Below are 19,110 nucleotides of genomic sequence, written 5' to 3' on the forward strand. Positions count from 1 at the left end.
TCGTGTCGCGGCGTGGCATCTTGGGCGCCTTTTGCCGTCTGCCGTCCTGATTAGCCGGTCTCGTCAGTTGCGGCAATGCGCCAAAAGGGGGGAGACGCGCCCAAGCTTTGGGCGTCTGCCCTGAGCGTTAACGCAGCGCGTCCGAGGTCAGCCGGAATTTCTGGATGCGCTTCCCCGTATCGACCTCAGCGGTATAAACGTTGCCCTGTCGGTCGACCGCCATCGCATGCACCCAGTGGAACTGGCCGGCATTGCGGCCATTGTGGCCGAAGCTTCCGACCACGCTGCCGTCCGCGCGTCTGATGATCCGGATCTCGTTGTTCTCGCCGTCGGCCGACAACAGATAGGTCTGCTTCGGATCGGGCCAGATCGCGAGGTCCCAGACCGCGCCGTTGCCGAGCGTATTCTTTTCGAAGAACCACTCGGTCACGAAGGTGCCATCCTTCTTGAACACCTGGATGCGGTCGTTGATGCGGTCGCAGACATAGACGAGTCCGTCGTCGGCGATCTTGACGCAATGCACGGGATTGCCGAATTGCTGCGCCACGGGCGCCTTCGGATCATACGGCGCCTGCTTGGCATCATCAGGCACATGGCCATAGGCGCCCCAATGGCGCTTGTAGGCCAGCGTCGTCGCATCGAACACGATGACCCGCCGGTTGCCATAGCCGTCGGCGACGTAGATCTCGTTCGCCTCCTTGTCGATCGCGGTTTCCGCGGGCTTGCCGAGCTGCGTGGTGTCGTTCGAGCCCTTGCTCGGCGCGATCGATCCGATCTGTGCGACGAACTTGCCGTCTACAGTGAATTTCAGGATCGCATTGTCGTTGTCGGCATTGCCGCCGATCCAGACGAAGCCGCGCTCGTCGACCTCGATGCCGTGCTCGCGGCCGACCCATTCATAGCCGGGGCCGGGCCCGCCCCAGGCGCGCAACAGATTGCCTTCGGCATCGAACTCCAGCACCGGCGGCGCCGGGATGCAGCATTTCGAGCGCGGCGGCGTGAGGGCTGCGCCCTTCTCGTCGTCGGTCAGCGAACGCGGCCGGTGGATCACCCAGATATGGCCCTGAGCATCCACCGTGATGCCGCCGACCTGGCCGAGGATCCAGTTGTTGGGCAGCTGCTTCGGCCAGGACGGCTCGACGGCAAAGGCCGGGACGTCGGCGGCGCCGGCGGTGCGCGGGAGCAGGGCGCCCGCCGCGGCGACGACGATCAGCAGGAGCGTTCGGGCATAGCCGTCGGCGCGTCCGCCTCGTGCTCGCGTCATGGCATCCTCCCGATCTGTTGCTTGCGGTCATCCGCTTAGTTGACCGCAGTCAATCGCGCGCGCGGCAGGGTGTCAATCGCGGGCGGGAGCGAGCGGTGTCAATCGGCTGCGTGCGCGGCGGCTAGCTTGACCACCGGCGCGGCCGCGGGCTTGAGGAAGCGCGTCAGCATGAGGCGCAGATGCTGCGTGCACTGTTTCACGTCGACCGAGGGATTGCGGATCGGCAGCGCACGCGCGCCATCGACCACGGCGAACAGGATGTTGGCGGTTGCCTCGGGATCGAGACCCGCATCGACCTCGCCGCGGCGCTGCGCCTTGACGAGGAAGTCGACCAGCAGCGCCCGCATGGCGCGGGCATGCGCATGGACGATGGTCGCGAACTCCGGATTGCGGCAGGCCTCGGCCAGCGCCTCGGCGCTGAGCACCTGCGCCTGCGGCTGGTGGATGCTGGTGCTCTCGAGTTCCAGCACCAGCGCGTCGATGACATCGGGCCCGGCCAGGATCAACTGCAGCCGCGAGGCGGCGTGGCTGAGGTTCTGCTCCACCAGCGCCTGGATCATCGTCTCCTTGCTGGGGAAGTAGTGATAGAGGTGCCCCGGGCTGATCCCGGCCTCAGCGCAGATGTCGGTGGTGCTGGCGCCGTGAAATCCGTCGCGGACGAAGCAAGCCAGCGCGGCCTGGAGAATCTCCCGCCGCTTCTGCTCATGCCTGACCGGATCGACCTTCCTCATCGCACCAGATCTCGCCTGCCCAACTCCTGCCTTATTGTATGAGAGTGAGCCAACCAATTGTAATATAAAATAATATTTCTCGCCTCTCCAATCTAGAGAATTTGATCTAGTTTACATCGACAAGACCCGCGGCCTGTGAGAATAGCTAGAGTGAGTTATCTATCAATGGGTCTCTTGAGGATGTTGCCTGTCGCTCCGCTGCAGTTGACGGCGTTGGCTTCGCTGACCCTGGGCACCGCCGGTTGCGCGACCGCGCCGCTGGAGCGAGCCGGCTCATTGCGGAATTACGACAGTCTGGCCGAGGCCAACGGCCTGGTGACGCGCGCGCAGATCAAGGCCAACAAGAAAGACCTGCTCGACGCCAAGACGGTCCGGGTCGAACCCACGGCCTTTGCGCCGCGCAGCGATGTCGGCTTCGACGAGGCGGAGCGGAAGCTGGTGGCCAACGCCATCAGCCGCGAAATGTGCCTGCGGCTGAGCGAACGCTTCCAGATCGTCTCGGCGAACGAGGACGCCGACCTCATCGTGAAGGCGACCGTCACCCATGCCACGCCGACCAATGCGACCGCGTCGGCGGCCTCGCAGGCGGCGTCGATCGCCAAGAGCGTTGCGCTGCCGGGCGTGCCGGTTCCTGTGCCTCGGCTGCCCGTTGGGCTCGGCACCTTGTCGGTCGAGGCGGAGGCGCGTGACTTCGCCGGCTTCCAGAAGGCCGCCATGGTGTGGGCGCGCGGTGCCAATTCGGTGTCGACGGCACGCATGGCCAATGATGGCGATGCCTACGACCTTGCCGGCGAGTTCGGCGCCGACTTCGCCAAGCTGGTCTCGACCGGCGAGTCGCCGTTTTCAGGCGTCGCCTCGTTCACGTCTTTGCCATCGGTGGCGAGCGTGCCGGCCAAACTCGGCGGCGCCCCCAAATATGCCGCATGTGAGCAGTTTGGTCGCTTCCCGGGTCTGAAGGGATTCGTCGGCGCCGGCCTCGGCCTGCCGCCGGGCTGGACCGACAAGGGCGCGGACGAGGCCAAATCGTCGTCGCCGCAGCAGCCCTCGCCGGAGATCGCGAGCATGGAGCAGCAGCCGACGCGATGACGCCCGCCGTGACTTTCCGCGCACTTGTCTCGCGTCTGGCGGTCGTGCTCGTGGCCTCGCTGCAACTGGCCGCCTGCGCCGCGATCACGCCGCGCAATGCACCGCCCGAACTGGCAGCGCTGAGCGCCGAGCCGGTCGGCTTCCGCGACGTCCGCTATTGGGGCGATGAGCCGTCGCCGCGCATCGCCGAGGCCTCGGTGCAGCGCGCCTCGGCAGACATGGCCGTGTCGCGCCCGCTGAACTTCCTGGCGATATCAGGCGGCGCCGAGAACGGCGCGTTCGGCGCCGGTTTGCTCGCCGGCTGGGGCGAGGCCGGCAACCGGCCGAGCTTCGACATGGTGACGGGCGTCAGCTCCGGTGCGCTGATCGCGCCGTTCGTCTTCCTGGGCCGCGCGCATGACGAGCGGCTGCGCGAGATCTTCACTGCCTATGAGCGCAAGGACATCTTCACCGTCAACATTCCGGGCCTGCTGCAGGGCTCGGCGCTGGCCGACAACACGCCGCTGTCGCGCCTGATCGAGAAATATGTCGATCGCGAGTTCCTGCGCGACGTCGCCCGCGAGAGCGCGAAGGGCAGGGTGCTGCTGGTCGGCACCACCAATCTCGACGCGCAGCGGCCGGTGTTGTGGGACATGGGCCGCATCGCCGCCGCCGACACGCCGGAGTCGATCGACCTGTTCCGCCAGGTGCTGCTGGCCTCGGCCACGGTGCCCGGCGCCTTCGCGCCGGTTCGTATCAAGGTACGGATCGGCGACAAGGACTACGACGAGCTGCATGTCGATGGCGGCGTCACCCGGCAGGTGTTCATCGGCCCGTCGGTGCTCCGCCTCGTCTCCGGTCGCGGCCCGCGCAGGAGCGTGAGCGGCGCGCATCTCTACGTCATCCGCAACGCCCGCATCGATCCGCAATGGGACAGCGTCGGCGCCGACGTGCTCTCGGTGACGCAGCGCTCGCTGTCGACGCTGATCAAGAACCAGGGCATCGGCGACATCTACCGCATCTACTCGGTGGCGAAATTCAACGGCATCGACTTCAACCTCGCCAGCGTGCCGGCCGATTTCCAGGCCAAGGCCGATGGCCCGTTTGATCGCAGCTACATGACTGCCTTGTTCGATCGCGGCTTTGACATGGGACGGCGCGGCTATCCCTGGGTGAAGGCCTTGCCGGGTCTGCAATCCAACGAGCATGCCATCACCGCACAGATCCCTGCGCACACCATGGCGGCGGCTGCGCGATGACCCCATCGACGTGTCGTTCCGGCGTGAGAGCCTGCATGCGCGCGGTGATGGCCGGCGGAGCCCTGCTGATGATATTGCCACTCGGCGGATGCGCGACCTCGAATACGCCTGCGCCGGAAGCCTCCGGGTCGTTTCAGAACACCTACAACTATCTGCCCGTCAACGACGTGCCGCACGACGATCAGCGGCCGGTGCTGTCTGTCGAGCAGCAGGAGAAGCTGCGCAAGGAGCTGATGTCCGTCCGCGATCGCCAGTTGCCGGCAGCCGTGAAGGGGACGCCAGCGAAGCCGTCGGGATCGAATCCGGCTCCGAAGTAGGCGGCGGTGCTGATCAGCCGCGACGTCGCCCGGTCACAAACGTGTCGGAGGAGCATCCATGAGGCGGGAAGTGCTGACCACATCCTCCGCTGTCGTCCCGGCGAACGCCGGGACCCATACCGCATGATGTGAGTGGGGATAAAAAGTCTGAGTTGCCATCATCTGCAAACATGACCGCCGGTGGTTATGGGTCCCCGCGTTCGCGGGGACGACAGCGAGGCATGTCGCAAGCGGCTGGGCAGGATCGGCCGATGTTGAAGCCAACGATCCGTAGCTGCGCGAACGACCCGGCAAGACACTCATCGTCACGGCTGCCGCCTGACGCCCATGAACCAGGAGCAGACCACGTGACCGACCCGACCCAGCCGATACTCTCGAAGCGCACCAATCCCGCCAAGGTCCGCAAGGCCGCGCAGCATCCGAAGCGGCCTGGTGTCGGCTGCAAGGCCGAGCCGGGCCGTTTCGTGCCGGTGGTCGACCACAACAGATGCGAGGCCAAGGGCGATTGCGTCGAGGTCTGCCCCTACGACGTGTTCGACATCGTGCCGATCAGCGACGACGATTTCCGCGCGCTGACCTTTCTGGGCCGGATGCGCGTGCGCTTCCACGGCATGAAGACGGCCACCACGCCGAACAGCGACCGCTGCCTCGCCTGCGGTCTGTGCGTCGTCGCGTGCCCGGAGCGTGCGATCGCTCTCGTGGAGGTGGCGGCGGGCAGGGCAGGCCTGCGGTAATGCTGCCGCGTTACGCCGGCAGCTGGAAGCTCTTCAGGGTGCGGGTCTTGTACTCGTAGATCTTGCCCGTCTCGGTCCACGACGGCAGGCACATCGGCACGATGAATTCGGCAACTTGCTCGGGCGTCTCCAGCGTCATCGGATCCTCGCCGGGGAACACCGTGGCGCGCATGCGGGTGCGGATCGGGCCGGGGCTGAACAGGTTGACGCGGAGCGGCGTGCGCTCGGTCTCGTGGGCCCAGACGCGTGCCAGGGTCTCCAGCGCCGCCTTGGTGACTGCATAGGGGCCGAGATAGGCCTGCGCGCGCTGCGCGGCGCCGGACGTCAGGAATACGGCGCGGCCGGCATCGGAGACCTTCAGCAGCGGCTCCATGCAGCGGATCAGCTGGAAGTTGGCCGTCATGTTGACGGCGACCACGTCGTTCCAGGTCTTGAGGTCGATATGGCCGAGCGGCGAGGACGGGCCGGGCACGGCGGCGTTGCCGACGAGGATGTCGAGCTTGCCATGGCGCTCATGCAGCGCGGCCCCGAGCCGGGCGATGCCGTCGCTGTCGGTCATGCTGAGGGGCACCAATGTGGCGCTGTTGCCGGTTTCTTTGCGGATCTCGTCGTCGAGCTCCTCCAGTCCGCCTTGCGTGCGGGCGACCGCGACGACATGCGCGCCGGCACGGGCGAGCGCACGCGCGGTCGCATGGCCGATGCCGCGCGAGGCGCCGGTGACGAGGGCGATACGATTGGCGAGGGGAAGGGTCATCTCGATCATCTCTAGGCCGTCGTCCCGGCCTGGCGCGCGATTGCGCGTCTGGAGCCGGGACCCATACTCCGCGGCGGTTATGAGGGAGTTGGCTGCCTGTGGCTAGTCCTGCCCGTCAAACGACGGCCGGTGGTTATGGGTCCCGGCGTTCGCCGGGACGACGGCTCACTATACGCCGTCATTCCGGGGCGAGGCCGCAGGCCTCGAACCCGGAATCTGGAGGTGATACGGAGAAAAATAGGCTCGAGATTCCGGGTTCGATGCTGCGCATCGCCCCGGAACGACGGCGTGTGGTGATGACGCTGTGTGGTCGCAACGCCGTGTGGCAACGACGTCGCTGGCGGCGACGTCTGGGCCGGCCTCAGCTCGCCTCCGCCAGCAGCGAGAGCTGGTGCTGGGTCGGCTCGACCAGCGACTGGTCGGTGAGGTTGGTCGGGTAGCTGCCGGTGAAGCAGTGGTCGGCGTATTTCGGCGCGGCGGGGTCGCGGGCCGGCTCGCCCATCGCGCGGTACATGCCGTCGATCGACAGGAAGGCAAGCGAATCCGCGCCGATCAGCTCGCGCATTTCCTCGAGCGAATGCGTGGCCGCCAGCAGGCCGCCGCGATCCGGCAGGTCGATGCCGTAATAGTCGGGATAGAGGATCGGCGGCGAGGCCAGGCGGAAATGCACCTCGGTCGCGCCGGCGTCGCGCATCATGCGCACGATCTTGCGCGAGGTGGTGCCGCGCACCAGCGAATCGTCGATCAGGATGATGCGCTTGCCTTCGATCGCGGCGCGGTTGGCCGAGTGCTTCATGCGCACGCCGGATTCGCGGATCTCCTGGGTCGGCTGGATGAAGGTGCGGCCCACATAATGGTTGCGGATGATGCCGAGCTCGAACGGCACGCCCGAAAATTGGCTGTAGCCGATCGCCGCCGGCACGCCGGAATCCGGCACCGGCACGACGACATCGACTTCGGGATGGCTCTCGCGCGCGAGCTGCGCGCCGAACGCCTTGCGCACCTCGTAGACCGAGCGGCCGCCGACCACGGAGTCGGGGCGAGCGAAGTAGATGTATTCGAACACGCAGGGGCGCGCCGGCTTCGGCGGGAACGGCTTGTGGCTGTGCATGCCGGTCTCGTCGAAGATCACGACCTCGCCCGGCTCGATGTCGCGGATGTAGCGGGCGCCGATCATGTCGAGCGCGCAGGTCTCCGACGCCAGGATCGGGCAGCCTTCGAGCTCGCCATAGACCAGCGGGCGAATGCCGAGTGGATCGCGCGCGCCGATCAGCTTCTTGTTGGTCATGCAGACCAGCGAGTAGGCGCCTTCGATCGCGCGCAGCGCCTCGATGAAGCGGTCGATGAAGTTGGTGCGGCGGGAATGCGCGACCAGATGCAGGATGACCTCGGTGTCGGTGGTCGACTGCATGATCGCGCCGGCGCGGACCAGCTCGCGGCGCAGAGTGAGGCCGTTGGTGAGATTGCCATTGTGGCCGACGGCGAAACCGCCGGCACCGAGTTCGGCGAACAGCGGCTGCACGTTCCGCAGAATCGTCGCGCCGGTCGTCGCATAACGCACATGACCGATCGCGGCGTTGCCCGGCAGCCGTTCGATCACCTCGCGGCGGGAGAAGGTATCGCCGACCAGGCCGAGGCGCCGCTCGCTGTGGAAGCGTGTGCCGTCATAGGAGACGATGCCGGCGGCTTCCTGGCCGCGATGCTGGAGCGCATGCAGGCCGAGCGCGGTGATCGCGGCCGCGTCATTGTGCCCATAAATGCCGAACACGCCGCACTCTTCGCGCAGCGTGTCTCCGTCCAGGTCTGGGTCTCTCGTGTAGGCTTGAGGTCCGAAGTCCAGATCCCCGTAGGATTCCGATTGGGCTTGGCCTGAAGAGTTTCGGCCGGAAGAATCGTGGTGCTGGTCCATCGCGCCTCTCTTCTGGGCTTGGCTCACTTGGCCGCGGGTTTCTCGATCAGCTTCTTCAAGCTGTCGCGGGCAGGCTTGCTGTACCCATCGCCGCCCGCTCCGGGCGACTCGGTGTCAGTCTGGTCTTCGTCCGGCTTGTTCTTCTTGAATTTCTTTAAAATGGTGTTCTCGGGATCATCAGGCAAGAGCGACATCAGCCAATCCCCGGTTCCCTGCAGGACCACACGGGATTTCGCGCCTGTAACCCAGTCCGGACGCTGCTTGTCCGGCACCAGCCAGCTGAAGAACAGGAACGCGACCACGACGATCAGGAGGCCGCGGCCCAGTCCGAACAGGAATCCGAGGGTGCGGTCGAGCGCGCCGATGCGCGAATCCAGGATCATGTCGGAGATCTTGACCGTGATCACCGAGACGATGAGCAGCGTGCCCACGAAAGTACCGGCGACGACGACGACGCTCGCGACCGTATCGTTGTTGAAATAGGTCTTCGCGGTCGGCAGCAGCTTGGAGAATGAATAAAGCGTGACCAGAGCCGCCGCGCCCCAGGCCGCGATCGACAGCACCTCGCGCATGAAGCCGCGGACCATGGCCAGCAGCCCCGAGATCAGCATGACACCGAGCAGGATGAGATCGAGGATCGTTACGGGCATCGGCTGCTCAGGTCCGCTTCAAGGTCAAGGTTCGCTTCGAATCGACGGAGGACGTCCTTCCCAGGTGCAGGAAAGCAGGGTTCCCCGGCAAGCCCGGTCCGTCACACGATGCCGTGCGAGCCCGGATGCGGCGTTGTATAGCGGCGAGTCACGGGAACGTCACGGTCCGGCTAGCCGTCCTGGCGGCGGAATCTCGCTGGTGTGGCATTTTTTTCGGCATGGCTCGGAGCACGACGGCCTTGATCGCGCGAATCGTCGTCGTCGCGGCCGCTGCTGTGGCGCGCGCGTGGCGTGCCGCGGGCGGCGATGTCTGCAACCAGCGAGGTGAGTCCGCCGACGGTGTTGAGGTTCAGGCCGGCATCTCCGCCGGCCTCGCCGCGGGCGCGCTCCGGCAGCACCACGCGCAGGAAGCCGAGCTTGGCGGCTTCTTTCAGCCGCGCCGAGGTCTGCGCCACCGGCCGCACTGCGCCTGACAGCGAGATTTCGCCGAAATAGACGGCGTCGGGCGGCAACGGGGCGTTCACCAGGGATGACACCAGCGCCGCGGCCGCCGCGAGATCCGCGGCGGGCTCGTGGATGCGCAGGCCGCCGGCGACGTTGAGATAGACGTCATGGCCGGACAGCTTGACGCCGCAATGCGCCTCCAGCACCGCGAGCACCATCGACAGCCGGCTCGGGTCCCAGCCGACGACGGCACGGCGGGGCGTGCCGAGCGAGGTCGGCGCCACCAGCGCCTGCATCTCGACCAGCACCGGCCGCGTGCCCTCGATGCCGGCAAACACGGCCGTGCCGGGGCTGCCGAGGTCGCGCTCGGACAGGAACAGCTCCGAGGGGTTGGTGACCTCGCGCAGGCCGAGGCCGGTCATTTCGAACACGCCGATCTCGTCGGTCGGGCCGAAGCGGTTCTTGACCGCGCGCAGGATACGGAACTGCTGCGAGCCTTCGCCCTCGAACGACAGCACCGCGTCGACCATGTGCTCGACCACGCGGGGACCGGCGATCTGGCCGTCCTTGGTGACGTGGCCGACGAGGATGATGGCGGCGCCGGATTTCTTGGCGAACCTGATCAGCTTCTGCGCCGAGGCGCGCACCTGGGTCACCGTGCCCGGCGCAGACTCGACCGTGTCGGTCCACATCGTCTGGATCGAATCGATCACGATCAGCCGCGGCATCGTGCCTTCGGACAGGGTGGAGATGATATCCTCGACCGAGGTCTCGGCCGCCAGCTGCACCGGCGCATCCGCGAGCCCCAGCCGCTCGGCGCGTAGCCGCACCTGGGCCACGGCCTCCTCGCCGGAGATGTAGACGGCGCGGTGGCCGGCGCGCGCCATCATCGCGGTGGCCTGGGTCAGCAGGGTCGACTTGCCGATGCCGGGATCGCCGCCGACCAGCAGGATCGAGCCGCGCACGAAACCGCCGCCGGTGACGCGGTCGAGCTCGGTCATGCCGGACGACAGCCGCGGCGCGTCGATGCTCTTGCCGGTCAGCGATTCCAGCTGGAAGGTGCGGCCCTTGCGCTTGGAGCGCAGCGACACCGGCGCGGAGGTCGCGCCGGTCGCGTCCTCCTCGGCCAGCGTGTTCCACTCGCCGCAGGCCTCGCACTTGCCCTGCCAGCGCGTATAGGCCGCGCCGCAGTTCTGGCAGACGAAGGAGAGCGCGTTCTTGGCCATGTCGGGAGAATCGTTGCGGTCAGGAGTGGGTGGCGTTCCATAACATACTTAGGCCCGCGGCCAGCATGATGCCATCCATGACCAGGCGGAACATGTCGGGCTTCATGTGCAGCACGAAGCGCTTGGCGACGAACGCGCCGGCCATCAGCGAGCCGCCGGCGATCAGGCCTTTCAGCAGGATGTCCGGCATCAGCGCGCCGAAGCGCTGAAACGTGATGGATTTGGACATATAGAGCCCGAGCGAGCTCGCGGCCTCCGTGGCGAGGAAGGCGCCCTTGGACAGGCCGTAGAACAGGAACAGCGGCACGCTGAGCGGTCCGGTCGAGACGACGATGCCGGTCAGAAATCCGATCACCGCACCGCCGATCGCGAGGTGCCAGAGATTGGCCTTGATCTCGTGCCGCGTCAGCCAGTGCCGCACCGGCACCATCGCCATCAGGAACAGTCCGATGGTGATGTCGACTGCGTGAGACGGAAGGATCAGCAAGGTGCGCGCGCCGAGCGCCGCGGCCGGGATGCCGGTGACCGAATAGGCCGCGCAGGCGCGCCAATCGACCTCGCGCCACCACGCCAGGATGCGCGACAGGTTGGCCATCACGGCGGCCACCGCCATGATCGGCACGGCCTCCTTCGGCCCGTACTCATAGGCCAGCACCGGCATCAGCATGATCGACGAGCCGGTGCCGACGATGCCGGACAAGGTACCGGCGACGAGGCCGACGGCGAGGACGAACAGGAAGCCCAAGGTTGTCGTCCTCCGCGGCGGGCGGCTCGGCGGCGTCATTCCGCGATGGTCCGAAGGACCAGACCCGGAATCTCGAGATTCCGGGTTCGATGCTGCGCATCGCCCCGGAATGACGTGAAGGCCGCTTTGATGCTTAACAGGTGGTTCGAGCCGACTCGAAATCGACGATGATTGTGCGTCTGCATCTTTAAAAGTTGAAGCGTATTCGTCGCATCACCTGCCGATGTTCCGCAGCGAGGCGAAGATGAGCAGACAGCCGACATCCGCAAGCATGCAGCCGCATGCCGCTGACTTCCCATGGCTCACCGGCGCGTTGCTGGCCGTCGAGGCGGGCGAGGTGATCCGGTTGCGGCTGGAAAAGTTCGCGCGCGGCGACCAGGACTCGCCATATGAAGCGCAGCTGATGGTCGGCGAAAAGATCGCGGCCGCGTTCGAGGCCGCCGCGAGCTTGTGCGCCGGCGCATCTCCCGCTGCGATCGTCGGCCGCTATCGGGAGCACGTCGCCGCCAACGCGCGGCGGTTGTCAGCCTGAGTTCGACTGCACCCGCCAATCACGCGGGCGCAGGCCGAAGCGCTGCTTGAAGCGGCGCGTGAAGTGCGACAAGTCCGAAAAGCCCCAGTCGAACGCGATGCGGCCGATGTCGTGGCCGGCGCAAGCGGGATCGCGCAGATCGCGCGCAACGCCATCGAGCCGCCGCGCCATTACGAGCTCCGAGAAGCTGGTGCCGGCGCGCGCCAAGAGCTTGTGCACGTAGCGCTCGCTGATCCCGACAACAGAGGCAATCGTCGCCACCGTCAGGCCGGGCTCGCGCAGCCGCTCGTGAATGGCGCGGCGCAGCGCCAGCGTCGTGGCGTCGGCAAATGACGCCGTCGCATGCGCCTCGCGTCGGCCGCGGCGCGATACGCTCAGCGCGACGAGATCGAGCAGCACATCGAACAGCGCCGTCGCATCGTCCGACGCGAGCCGCAGCGCATTGGCGTTGAGCGAACGCGCGGTCTCGACGATCAGCGGGTCGAGGCAGGGATCATCGGACAGCCGCGTCGGCTCGACGTCCCGCTCGGCGGGCAGGCGCCCGAACAGCGCATCCGCCGGAACACGAAAGGAGATGACGCCGAGCGACGGGCCGCGATCGTGTTGCAGCACGAAGGTGCGGTCGCTGTCGAAGATTCCGACCTGTCCCGCCGACAGGCTGACCTCGTGCTCGTCCTGCAGGATGGTGCAGCGGCCGGCGAGCTTGAGGTTGAGATAGAAGCAGCGCTCGCCAGAGGCGGCGATATCGCTGCGCGAACGGCGAACGATGTGCTCCGGGAATGTGACCCGATTGATCGCGCCGTTGCCGAGGCTGACATGCTGCACCTCCGCCGCGAAGCCTGTGCCGCGCGCCGGCTCCGGCGTCAGGTTCATGAAAGCCTGGCAGATCGCCTCGCGATAATAGGAGAACTGCTCCTCCGGCTGCACGGCGGCCGTATTCCAGCTCCGCTGACGTTCCGCCTCCGCGCCCGGCATCGGTTCACTCCGAGACCAATCTGTTCAGTTGCAGCCAAGCGCGGCGAGCGCGCTCCGGCCATCCTCCTTGCACCGTCCTTCATCGTGCAAAGGAACATGATCATGTCAACCTACGTCCTGGTCCACGGCGCCTGGCATACCGGCGCCGAGCTCGAGCCCGTCGCGGCGCCGATCCGCGCCGCCGGCCACACCGTGCATCTGCCGACCATCCGCGGCAACCGTCCCGGCGACGCCAAGACATCAGGCCTCAACGAGGCCATCAGTTCGATCTGCGACTACTTCACGGAGCACGACATCACCGATGCCGTGCTGATGGGCCATTCCTATGGCGGCATGGTCATTACCGGCGTCGCCGATCGCATGCCTGAGCGCATCCGCCGGCTGGTGTACTGGAATGCGTTCGTGCCCAATGATGGCGAATGCCTCAACGACATGGTGCCTCCGCACTACGTCGCGCTGTTCGACGCCGTCGCGGCCGAGCGTGGCGACGGCTCGGTGGTGCTGCCGTTCTCGGTCTGGCGCGAGGCCTTCATCAACGATGCCGACCTCACTACTGTGACGCGCACCTATGAGATCCTCAATCCGCACCCGAACAAGACCTTCACCGACGCGATCAAGCTGAAGACCAATCCGGCCGAGATGACCATCGCCAAATCCTACATCAACTGCACCGAGGACACCGCGCTGCCGCACAGCCTGCCATGGCATCCGCGTCTCTCCGGCAAGCTCGGCCTGTTCCGCCTGGTGCAGGTGCCTGGCAGCCACGAGCTGTGCTTCTCCGATCCGGCCCGTCTGGCGCAGGCGATCATGGACGCGGGGCGCGACTGATAGGGCAGGGGGGCTGACCGTCAGCCGTGCAGCGAATGAAGACGGAAATGTCTGGTTGTGATCCGCCTCACATTCGCCACGGCCGAGACCTGCGAGATTAATCTCCGATGAACGGACCCGGTTGGTCAGCAAGCCCCCTGCGAAACATCGGAGAACGCAGTCATGACCCAGCTCCATTTGACGTCGTCGTCCAAGGTCCTGTCCGGCAAGGCCGTCAGCGCCAAGCCGGGTGCGTCGAAGACCTGGCTTGCGATGGCGGCCGGCGCGCTCACCGCCGTGTTTGCCGCCATCGGCGCCGTGAACAGCGTCATTCCCGCGGTGTCCAACATCGGCTCCGCCACCCTGGACATGCTGAACCTGCCGGCCTGCCTGACCTATGCCGATCGCTTCGCCGGCACGCAGAGCAGCTTCCGCAAGGAGGGCAATATCTGGCGCGAATATCCGCGGGGCTCGGAGACCTACAGCTACGAGTTCAAGGAGATCCGGCGCACGCCGCAGGAGATCATGCTGTGGAACGTGACGCCGCGCGCCAACGTCCCGGATGCCGCGAGCCTCGTCGTCCATCTGCCGGTGTGCGGCGGCACCGCCATGCTCACCGAGGGGTTGCCGGAGCGCTCGACCAAGCTCGAGGAGGTCTGGCCGGATCGCGGTTGAGCCCGCCTCATGATGTGCTTTTGTTTGTTCGTTTGCTCGACCGGCTCAGCCCGGCGCTCCGCTTCAACACGATCCAGGCCGGGGCGTGATCACTGGCGCCGTCCTCGCCGCGCATGGCGCGGTCGACGCCGGCCTTGGCGAGGCGCGGCGCGAGCTGCGGGCTGAGCAGCAGATGATCGAGCCGCAGGCCGGCATCGCGCGGCCAGCGGTTGCGCTTGTAGTCCCAGAAGGTGAACATCGGCGCGTCCGGGTGGAGCGCGCGGATCGCGTCGCACCAGCCCTGATCGACGAGGGCCTTGTAGGCCGCGCGGCTCTTCGGCTGGACCAGCGCATCCTTGTCCCATGACCTGGTCGGATAGATGTCGAGCGGCGTCGGCGCGACGTTGTAGTCGCCGGCGAGCACGACCGGCAGATCGTCCTTGATGAACTTGGCTGCGTGCCTCTGGAGCCGCTTGAACCAGGCGAGCTTGGTGTCGAATTTCGGCCCCGGCTGCGGATTGCCGTTCGGCAGATACAGGCAGCCGACCACGATGCCGCGCACCGCGGCCTCGATGTAGCGCGCTTCCTTGTCGCCTGGCGCGCCGGGCAGCGCGGTGCGGATCAGCACCGGTTCGGCCTTGCGCGCGAGGATGGCGACGCCGTTCCAGGTCTTCTGCCCCTGCCACACCGCGCCATAGCCGGCCGTGGCGATCGCATCGATCGGAAATTCGTCCTGCGCAGATTTCAGCTCCTGCAGGCACACGACGTCCGGCTTGGCGACGCGCAGCCAGCCCAGCAAGTTGGGGAGACGCCGCCGGACATTGTTGATGTTGAAGGTCGCGATCTTCATGATGCCGCCGCTGAAGGGATCGACTGGGATGAAAAAGCTCGCAACCGCCATTTTGTTCACGCTGACGGTCGCGGTCGTCCCCGCTGCGCACGCGCAGCGGCAGCCGACCGACGAGGAGCGCACCGCCTGCCAGGCCGATTACGACAAGTTCTGTCTCGGCCTGATCCCCGGCGGCGGCCGCATCATCGCCTGCCTGCAGCGCAACTATGCCCAGCTCGCCGACACCTGCAAGAAGATGCTGGACGCCTACAAGGCCGAGGGCAAGGAGTAGGGCCCGACGGCTGCTCGGCCGCTGAGCGCGACGATCGCGCGCTCATCCCGGCTTGCTGCCGGTCACCACGGCGAGCGCCTCGACCAGCCGGTCGAGATCCGCCTCTGTCGTGTAGAGCGCCGGCGTCACGCGGACGCATTGGCCGTTGGCGACGCCGGCGCGGCGCACGGTGAGCACCTTGTGCTCGTCGCGGAGCTTGGCCACGATGGCCTCGTTGTCCGCCTTGCTGGTCTTGCCGGCGAGCCGGAACGAGGTGATGGCGCCGTATAGGCCGGGCTCGTCCGGCGTCAGGATCTCCAATCTCTTGAATTCGCGGGCGCGGCTGACCCAGGAGTCGCGGAAGTGGCGCAGGCGCGCCTGCTTGGCCGCCGCGCCGATCTCCTGGTGCACAGCGATCGCGGTCGGCACCGTCAGCACGGTCGCGAAATTCATCGTGCCCGTATGGACGCGCGAGCGGATGTCGCTCTCGGCAAAATCCTCGTCGCCCATGTCGCGGTCGATGCTGTCGAGCCGGTCCTTGCGGACATAGAGGAAGCCGATGCCGAGCGGCGCGCCGATCCATTTGTGCAGGTTGAAGCCGATGAAGTCGGACTCGATATCGCCGACCTTGATGTCGATCTGGCCCCAGGAATGTGCCGCGTCGATGATGGTGTCGATGCCGCGCGCTTTCGCCATGCGCACGATCTCGGCAACGGGCATCACGAGGCCGGTGCGGTGGCTGACATGGGTTACCAGCAGCAGCCGCGTCCTCGGATTGGCTTCGAGAGCGCTGGCATAGGCGTCGAGCACGGCCTGCCGGGTCGCCGGCTCCGGGATGTTGAACTTCACCACGTCGACGCCGCGCCGGGTCTTCAGCGCGTTCATGGCGTACTGCATCGAGTCGTAGTCGAGATCGGCATACAGCACGGCATCGCCCGGCTTCAGCCGGTTGTAGCCGCCGATCAAGAGCTGCAGCGCCTCGGTGGCGCCGCGCGTCAGCGCGATCTCCTGCGGCGTGGCGCCGACAGCCTCCGCCACCTTGACCCGCACCGCCTCGAAATCCGCACCGAAGCGCTGCCGCGCGTAGTAGGAGTTCTCCCTGTTGACCATCTCGGTCTGGCGCATGAACTCCCGCCTGACAGGCTCCGGCATCACGCCCCAATAGCCGTTCTCCAGATTGACGATGTCCGGCGTCACCGCATAGAGCCGGCGCACGGCGGCCCAATAGGCCTGATCGGTGGCGATCTCCTGTGCCGATCCGGCCGGCGACTTGGGCAGCCCCGCCAGCGCGCCCTCGGCGGCCATCGCCGCTCCCGCCACCGGCAGCGCCGCACCGGCCGCGAGGCCACGCAGGATGGTACGGCGGGTGGATGTCGTGTCAGTTGGGGTCATCGCAAGCTCTCCTGAATCGTCGCGCACAGAGCAATCCGCGACGAAACGAGGATGACGGCTGCGTGACGGTTCGATGATGCGGAGGCATGCTTCAGTGCACCTTCCTCGCCGACGCTGCTCGCCTCTGGGATGGCGGTCCTTTCAGCCGCGCAACGCAACATCACGCTGCTTGACGCCTACCATAAAAAAAGAACAACATGAACGAGTGCGGCATCCAGAAGTATTGCTCTGGTTGAGGTGGGAACGAAGATGATATTCGTCATCAAAGCTGTTTTCGCGATTGCAATTCTTACTGTTTTGTTCGGTCTTAGGCACCTCGATTTCGGCGATGCAGGAACCGTCGAATTTATTGAGGGGGATCATAAGACCCTCGTTGTCTATGGTCCACCGTTGGGCGGAAGGGCAAGCAGGCCAGATCTTGAGAAGCTGATCCGAGAGTCGTGGCCTACAGCGGATATGCTGGTCCCCACTTACACCCACGAGTGGGCATCCAATATCGATCCCTACCATCTCACAAGCATGATAGAGAGCTCCATTAGAACAGCTTATGATAAGCACAGTTATGAGAAGATCATTCTATTTGGTTATAGTACAGGTGGGCTATTGCTTCGCAAAGCTTATCTTTGGGGGCACGGTTTAGAGGATCGCCCCGACGCGCGCGCGCGCGGGGGCCATCCTTGGGTCGATAGTGTCGATCGCTTCGTTTCGCTCGCTGCGCCCAATCGAGGCTGGCCAGATCATAAGCCAAAAAACCTCAATGGCTACTTGTACGCCATAGGTTATACGGCGAAACAAGTGGGGTATCTGACGGGTACCGGACAGTTTATTGCGAGCCTCATGCAGGGCTCACCCTTTGTCGCGAATATGCGCGTTCACTGGATCGACCTGTTTAGAACGTGGGAATCGTCTCACAGTCGCAGGCTGCCGCTGATCATTCACCTCTTAGGAGAGAAAGATGAACTGGTCGATCGCGAGGACAGTATAGATTTCGAGGTTGTCGCGCCCGGAAACGTGATCATCAAGACGCTCGAAGGACTATCTCATGCCGAGATTGCGGCTCTCTTGTACCGCGAAGATGGTCGAACGCTGAGCCCAGCTGGGGAAGCTATCAAGATGTCGCTCACCCGAGCACGGGAGGAGTTCCCGCCCTACTGGGCTGATAAGTTAGGAAGACTACAGACTGATCCGGCCGTCACGCAACTCATATTCGTGATGCATGGCATTCGAGACGAAAGTACATGGCCCGCGGAGGTCAAGCGTTCAATTGAGAAGCAAATTGGAGATCGTGCGGCGACCGTCAAGGTCATTCCTCCTCTCTATCGTAGGTTCGCAATGCTGCCGTTTCTTCTCTACTGGGACCGTCAGGAGAATGTGCGATGGTTCATGGATCAATATATCCAAGCTAGGGCGATGTATCCTAATGTCGACACCATGGATTTCATTGGGCACAGCAATGGCACCTATATTTTGGCCAGCGCACTACAGCGGTATCCAGTCTTGAAGGTAAGGAATGTCTTCTTTGCTGGGAGTGTCGTGCCCGCTCACTATGACTGGGCTACTCTGATGAGTGGCGAACGAGTGACGGGACGGGTTTGGAATATCTGCGCCGACAAAGACTGGGTTGTGGCAATCTTTCCCCAATTTTTTCAGCAGATATCCGATCTCATGAAGCTAAAAGCCGAGCCTGGCTTCTTTGATATAGGCTCGGCAGGCTTTCGTGGGTTTCGTCATGGTTCAGGAGATGAGGGGCGCCTCTTGAATCTGAAGTACATTTCAGGTGGCCATGGAGCTGCAGTCAAGATTGCCATGGTCGAACCGATCGCCACCTACGTTGCCGCGGATCCGAATCTCGATTTCGTCCAGCTCTGGCGGCCTGGTGATCGGCCGGAGCCGAGCGCTTTGGAGTTCGCCTCGAACCTCAGTTGGCTGATCTGGATCTTGGGAGTAAGCGTGATAGTAGCTGCAGGTTTTCTGATGTATCAATTTGGGCGATGGTGGCTTCTGGCATACGCGGTGCTGATGTTGGGCGTGTTAATGACTGTTTGATATTTCACCAGTCGCGAAATATGTGTGAGTTTGCTGTAGTTGCGGTGTAATGCTTCGTTTTCGCTGATGCCTGTTTCGTGGCGAGTTTGATTTGGAGGGCAAGCTTGGTCGTTGAAAGAGCAGGTCTGGGGTCGGAAAGCTGCACCAAAACACGGAATTCGCCAGCGATCTCAAGGCGACTCGCGCTGTCCAGTCGTGCCGTGAAAAATATTCGGCTTTTGTTTTTCCGAAAATCATGATTGTATAGCGCCGTCCCGCCTCGGCACGAGGGGCGTATCGCGATCGTCATGACACGCGGGGTGGGATGCGGTGGGCGTCTTGGGTCGCAGCATGGCTTGGTCGTGCGGACGAACGGTCCTGAGCGCACGTCGAAAACGTATGGTCCTGGCATCTCGACGCTGATGCTACGCCGGTGGTGATGATGATCCGCCGGTCACGGGGGCAAGACAGCCGATCCCCGGGGAGAGTACGCATAAGACGTAAGCCATCGCGCAGGGAATGCCGGT

General features: G+C 65.0%; 19 protein-coding genes. 9 read left to right on the forward strand and 10 right to left on the reverse strand.

Going from position 1 to position 19,110, the window contains the following annotated elements; translation table 11 throughout:
• Positions 1-127: 127 nt before the first annotated feature.
• Both NLR35_RS06725 and NLR35_RS06730 read right to left on the reverse strand, forming a co-directional pair.
• Positions 128-1,264: a hypothetical protein gene (locus NLR35_RS06725; protein WP_257165745.1), complete on the reverse strand. Its 1,137-nt coding sequence runs from the start codon at positions 1,262-1,264 to the stop codon at positions 128-130.
• A gap of 98 nt (positions 1,265-1,362) precedes the next feature.
• Positions 1,363-1,995, reverse strand: coding sequence for a TetR/AcrR family transcriptional regulator (locus tag NLR35_RS06730; RefSeq protein ID WP_257165746.1), 633 nt, complete (start codon positions 1,993-1,995; stop codon positions 1,363-1,365).
• A gap of 180 nt (positions 1,996-2,175) precedes the next feature.
• Between NLR35_RS06730 and NLR35_RS06735 the strand changes: the two genes are divergently transcribed.
• The 4 genes from NLR35_RS06735 to NLR35_RS06750 all read left to right on the forward strand — a co-directional run bounded on the left by NLR35_RS06735 (position 2,176) and on the right by NLR35_RS06750 (position 5,370).
• Positions 2,176-3,081 carry a DUF3313 domain-containing protein gene (locus NLR35_RS06735; RefSeq protein ID WP_257165747.1) on the forward strand — a complete coding sequence of 302 codons (906 nt, stop codon included), beginning with the start codon at positions 2,176-2,178 and terminating at the stop codon, positions 3,079-3,081.
• Positions 3,078-4,319, forward strand: a complete 1,242-nt coding sequence (locus tag NLR35_RS06740) for a patatin-like phospholipase family protein (protein ID WP_257165748.1) — start codon at positions 3,078-3,080, stop codon at positions 4,317-4,319. Before NLR35_RS06735 ends, NLR35_RS06740 begins: the two co-directional genes overlap by 4 nt.
• Before the next feature lie 35 nt (positions 4,320-4,354).
• Positions 4,355-4,636 (forward strand): hypothetical protein, encoded by a 282-nt coding sequence (locus tag NLR35_RS06745; RefSeq protein WP_257165749.1) that lies wholly within the window; start codon positions 4,355-4,357, stop codon positions 4,634-4,636.
• 347 nt (positions 4,637-4,983) lie between these two features.
• On the forward strand, positions 4,984-5,370 hold the full coding sequence (locus NLR35_RS06750) for a 4Fe-4S binding protein (protein WP_257165750.1): 387 nt from the start codon (positions 4,984-4,986) through the stop codon (positions 5,368-5,370).
• 10 nt (positions 5,371-5,380) lie between these two features.
• On the opposite strand, the gene NLR35_RS06755 is transcribed toward NLR35_RS06750, so the two are convergent.
• From NLR35_RS06755 to NLR35_RS06775, 5 genes are all read right to left on the reverse strand, one after another.
• Positions 5,381-6,124: an SDR family NAD(P)-dependent oxidoreductase gene (locus tag NLR35_RS06755; RefSeq protein WP_257165751.1), complete on the reverse strand. Its 744-nt coding sequence runs from the start codon at positions 6,122-6,124 to the stop codon at positions 5,381-5,383.
• Between the two features lie 361 nt (positions 6,125-6,485).
• Positions 6,486-8,033: an amidophosphoribosyltransferase gene (gene purF / locus NLR35_RS06760; RefSeq protein WP_257165752.1), complete on the reverse strand. Its 1,548-nt coding sequence runs from the start codon at positions 8,031-8,033 to the stop codon at positions 6,486-6,488.
• A 23-nt stretch (positions 8,034-8,056) separates the two neighbouring features.
• Positions 8,057-8,683: a CvpA family protein gene (locus NLR35_RS06765; RefSeq protein ID WP_006610981.1), complete on the reverse strand. Its 627-nt coding sequence runs from the start codon at positions 8,681-8,683 to the stop codon at positions 8,057-8,059.
• 170 nt (positions 8,684-8,853) lie between these two features.
• Complete coding sequence (radA, locus tag NLR35_RS06770; protein WP_257165753.1) at positions 8,854-10,353, reverse strand: DNA repair protein RadA; 1,500 nt, start codon at positions 10,351-10,353, stop codon at positions 8,854-8,856.
• Between the two features lie 19 nt (positions 10,354-10,372).
• Entirely contained in the window at positions 10,373-11,098 is a 726-nt protein-coding gene (locus tag NLR35_RS06775; RefSeq protein WP_257165754.1) for a sulfite exporter TauE/SafE family protein, read from the reverse strand.
• 244 nt (positions 11,099-11,342) lie between these two features.
• Between NLR35_RS06775 and NLR35_RS06780 the strand changes: the two genes are divergently transcribed.
• Positions 11,343-11,630 (forward strand): hypothetical protein, encoded by a 288-nt coding sequence (locus NLR35_RS06780; RefSeq protein WP_257165755.1) that lies wholly within the window; start codon positions 11,343-11,345, stop codon positions 11,628-11,630.
• Here NLR35_RS06780 and NLR35_RS06785 read toward each other — a convergent pair.
• Positions 11,622-12,605 (reverse strand): helix-turn-helix domain-containing protein, encoded by a 984-nt coding sequence (locus NLR35_RS06785; RefSeq protein WP_257165756.1) that lies wholly within the window; start codon positions 12,603-12,605, stop codon positions 11,622-11,624. The genes NLR35_RS06780 and NLR35_RS06785 overlap by 9 nt on opposite strands.
• A gap of 102 nt (positions 12,606-12,707) precedes the next feature.
• Between NLR35_RS06785 and NLR35_RS06790 the strand changes: the two genes are divergently transcribed.
• Positions 12,708-13,433 carry an alpha/beta hydrolase gene (locus tag NLR35_RS06790; protein WP_257165757.1) on the forward strand — a complete coding sequence of 242 codons (726 nt, stop codon included), beginning with the start codon at positions 12,708-12,710 and terminating at the stop codon, positions 13,431-13,433.
• 162 nt (positions 13,434-13,595) lie between these two features.
• Positions 13,596-14,087 carry a hypothetical protein gene (locus tag NLR35_RS06795; protein WP_257165758.1) on the forward strand — a complete coding sequence of 164 codons (492 nt, stop codon included), beginning with the start codon at positions 13,596-13,598 and terminating at the stop codon, positions 14,085-14,087.
• A gap of 7 nt (positions 14,088-14,094) precedes the next feature.
• On the opposite strand, the gene xth is transcribed toward NLR35_RS06795, so the two are convergent.
• Entirely contained in the window at positions 14,095-14,916 is an 822-nt protein-coding gene (xth, locus tag NLR35_RS06800) for an exodeoxyribonuclease III (RefSeq protein ID WP_257165759.1), read from the reverse strand.
• A 28-nt stretch (positions 14,917-14,944) separates the two neighbouring features.
• Between xth and NLR35_RS06805 the strand changes: the two genes are divergently transcribed.
• A complete protein-coding gene (locus tag NLR35_RS06805; RefSeq protein ID WP_257165760.1) occupies positions 14,945-15,187 on the forward strand; it encodes a cysteine rich repeat-containing protein in 243 nt (80 codons plus the stop codon).
• Between the two features lie 42 nt (positions 15,188-15,229).
• On the opposite strand, the gene NLR35_RS06810 is transcribed toward NLR35_RS06805, so the two are convergent.
• Positions 15,230-16,558, reverse strand: a complete 1,329-nt coding sequence (locus tag NLR35_RS06810; RefSeq protein WP_257165761.1) for an aminotransferase class V-fold PLP-dependent enzyme — start codon at positions 16,556-16,558, stop codon at positions 15,230-15,232.
• Positions 16,559-16,807: 249 nt separating this feature from the next.
• On the opposite strand from NLR35_RS06810, the gene NLR35_RS06815 reads away from it, so the two are divergent.
• Positions 16,808-18,604: a lysophospholipase gene (locus tag NLR35_RS06815; RefSeq protein ID WP_257165762.1), complete on the forward strand. Its 1,797-nt coding sequence runs from the start codon at positions 16,808-16,810 to the stop codon at positions 18,602-18,604.
• The last annotated feature ends 506 nt before the right edge of the window (positions 18,605-19,110 follow it).

It is taken from the genome of Bradyrhizobium sp. SRS-191 (assembly GCF_024586915.1).
Classification (GTDB): domain Bacteria; phylum Pseudomonadota; class Alphaproteobacteria; order Rhizobiales; family Xanthobacteraceae; genus Bradyrhizobium.

Excerpts from the sequence above, each read along its gene's own strand:
- NLR35_RS06725 (WP_257165745.1), bottom strand. The coding sequence starts at position 1,264 with ATGACGCGAGCACGAGGCGGACGCGCCGACGGCTATGCCCGAACGCTC.
- NLR35_RS06730 (WP_257165746.1), bottom strand. The coding sequence starts at position 1,995 with ATGAGGAAGGTCGATCCGGTCAGGCATGAGCAGAAGCGGCGGGAGATT.
- NLR35_RS06735 (WP_257165747.1), top strand. The coding sequence starts at position 2,176 with ATGTTGCCTGTCGCTCCGCTGCAGTTGACGGCGTTGGCTTCGCTGACC.
- NLR35_RS06740 (WP_257165748.1), top strand. The coding sequence starts at position 3,078 with ATGACGCCCGCCGTGACTTTCCGCGCACTTGTCTCGCGTCTGGCGGTC.
- NLR35_RS06745 (WP_257165749.1), top strand. The coding sequence starts at position 4,355 with ATGCGCGCGGTGATGGCCGGCGGAGCCCTGCTGATGATATTGCCACTC.
- NLR35_RS06755 (WP_257165751.1), bottom strand. The coding sequence starts at position 6,124 with ATGACCCTTCCCCTCGCCAATCGTATCGCCCTCGTCACCGGCGCCTCG.
- purF (WP_257165752.1), bottom strand. The coding sequence starts at position 8,033 with ATGGACCAGCACCACGATTCTTCCGGCCGAAACTCTTCAGGCCAAGCC.
- NLR35_RS06765 (WP_006610981.1), bottom strand. The coding sequence starts at position 8,683 with ATGCCCGTAACGATCCTCGATCTCATCCTGCTCGGTGTCATGCTGATC.
- radA (WP_257165753.1), bottom strand. The coding sequence starts at position 10,353 with ATGGCCAAGAACGCGCTCTCCTTCGTCTGCCAGAACTGCGGCGCGGCC.
- NLR35_RS06780 (WP_257165755.1), top strand. The coding sequence starts at position 11,343 with ATGAGCAGACAGCCGACATCCGCAAGCATGCAGCCGCATGCCGCTGAC.
- NLR35_RS06785 (WP_257165756.1), bottom strand. The coding sequence starts at position 12,605 with ATGCCGGGCGCGGAGGCGGAACGTCAGCGGAGCTGGAATACGGCCGCC.
- NLR35_RS06790 (WP_257165757.1), top strand. The coding sequence starts at position 12,708 with ATGTCAACCTACGTCCTGGTCCACGGCGCCTGGCATACCGGCGCCGAG.
- NLR35_RS06795 (WP_257165758.1), top strand. The coding sequence starts at position 13,596 with ATGACCCAGCTCCATTTGACGTCGTCGTCCAAGGTCCTGTCCGGCAAG.
- xth (WP_257165759.1), bottom strand. The coding sequence starts at position 14,916 with ATGAAGATCGCGACCTTCAACATCAACAATGTCCGGCGGCGTCTCCCC.
- NLR35_RS06805 (WP_257165760.1), top strand. The coding sequence starts at position 14,945 with ATGAAAAAGCTCGCAACCGCCATTTTGTTCACGCTGACGGTCGCGGTC.
- NLR35_RS06810 (WP_257165761.1), bottom strand. The coding sequence starts at position 16,558 with ATGACCCCAACTGACACGACATCCACCCGCCGTACCATCCTGCGTGGC.
- NLR35_RS06815 (WP_257165762.1), top strand. The coding sequence starts at position 16,808 with ATGATATTCGTCATCAAAGCTGTTTTCGCGATTGCAATTCTTACTGTT.